This is a genomic window from Bisgaardia hudsonensis (genome assembly GCF_004345785.1).
GTDB lineage: Bacteria > Pseudomonadota > Gammaproteobacteria > Enterobacterales > Pasteurellaceae > Bisgaardia > Bisgaardia hudsonensis.
Window position 1 is genome coordinate 1 of record NZ_SLXI01000020.1, and the last position, 1,174, is coordinate 1,174.

Here is a 1,174-nt window from a genome sequence, read left to right on the forward strand (position 1 = left end):
GAAAAACGGATACAATTAAGATTAAAAGGACTGAGTCCAATACAATATCGGATACAGTCCCTAAAATAACAGTCTAACTTTTTGGGGGCAGATCAAATTTGACCGCACTTTTTTATGATTAAATATATTTAAACTACAGTTTGTACTAATGCAGAAATTTCATCACCAAAATGTTCTCTTTTCGCCATTGCAATAATATCTTCTTGTGAATATTGTTGACCATTATAGACAACGACAATGCTAGTATCGCCTTTTTGTAAAAAATTAGATTCACCAAATTCCGTATATCTCGTTGCACCAATACTAATAATAGCTTGTTTAGGATAGTTTGCTTCTTTTATTAATGAGGCTATATGATTCATTGGACCTTGATCTGGCTGATTATTCATTCTATCGATAATCCAATTTAATAATTTTTGATGAAAATAGCTATATCCAATAGCTGGACTATCAATTCCATAAATATTCATTGTTCCATTACGTTTATGAAAACAGGCAATGCGATAACTATCTATTTCACTTCCTAGTTGAAAAGATGAAATGGGGATTAGAATATCTGATATACCTTTTGTGTTTTCTCCCCAATTTTTCTTTTCGCAAATTTTATTAGCATTAGGACGTCGGATAGAACAATCATTATAGGCGGTAAAATATCGAGGAATAATTTTAGTTACTAAATTATTTTGATATTCTAAATCACAAATAAGTGCTATTTCAGGTTCTATTTGTAAATTATCAGCACCTTCTTCAGGAAATTTAATTAGCTTGTTGCTAAGTGGATAAATTGATAAGAAATGATCTTCTTGTGATGGAATGTAAAAAGGAAAGATCGCTTTTGGTTGAATTATTTCTTGAGTTTCTACAGAAAGAAAATCATTTGCCTCCCCAGCCTGTTCTAAATGGCCTGCAAAATTACCTGCGACACCAAATCCAATCATTGATTTAAAATTCATAAAATATATTTCCTTTGTTACTTTAAAATATCTCAACTTTAAAGCTAAAAAAGCCTTAAAACAATAGTTTTTGATCTTTTTTTATACATTCGATTAAATTTTTAAAAAAAGTACTTGCAAAGCGTAATGAGATGTCTATAATACGCCCCACAACGACACGACGTTGTCAGAAGAAAATGCTCGTGTCGTTTTTTGTTCTTTAACAATTAATCAGACAATCT

Annotated in this window: 2 protein-coding genes; one reads left to right on the plus strand and one right to left on the minus strand. The window is 30.6% G+C overall.

Annotated elements, in window-relative coordinates; translation table 11 throughout:
- Nucleotides 1–9 precede the first annotated feature (9 nt).
- Nucleotides 10–69 (plus strand): IS3 family transposase, encoded by a 60-nt coding sequence (locus tag EV697_RS10115; protein WP_132025103.1) that lies wholly within the window; start codon nucleotides 10–12, stop codon nucleotides 67–69.
- A gap of 59 nt (nucleotides 70–128) precedes the next feature.
- On the opposite strand, the gene EV697_RS09765 is transcribed toward EV697_RS10115, so the two are convergent.
- Nucleotides 129–953 carry a DUF5718 family protein gene (locus tag EV697_RS09765; RefSeq protein WP_132025101.1) on the minus strand — a complete coding sequence of 275 codons (825 nt, stop codon included), beginning with the start codon at nucleotides 951–953 and terminating at the stop codon, nucleotides 129–131.
- Nucleotides 954–1,174 lie beyond the last annotated feature (221 nt).

Excerpts from the sequence above, each read along its gene's own strand:
- EV697_RS09765 (WP_132025101.1), bottom strand. The coding sequence starts at position 953 with ATGAATTTTAAATCAATGATTGGATTTGGTGTCGCAGGTAATTTTGCA.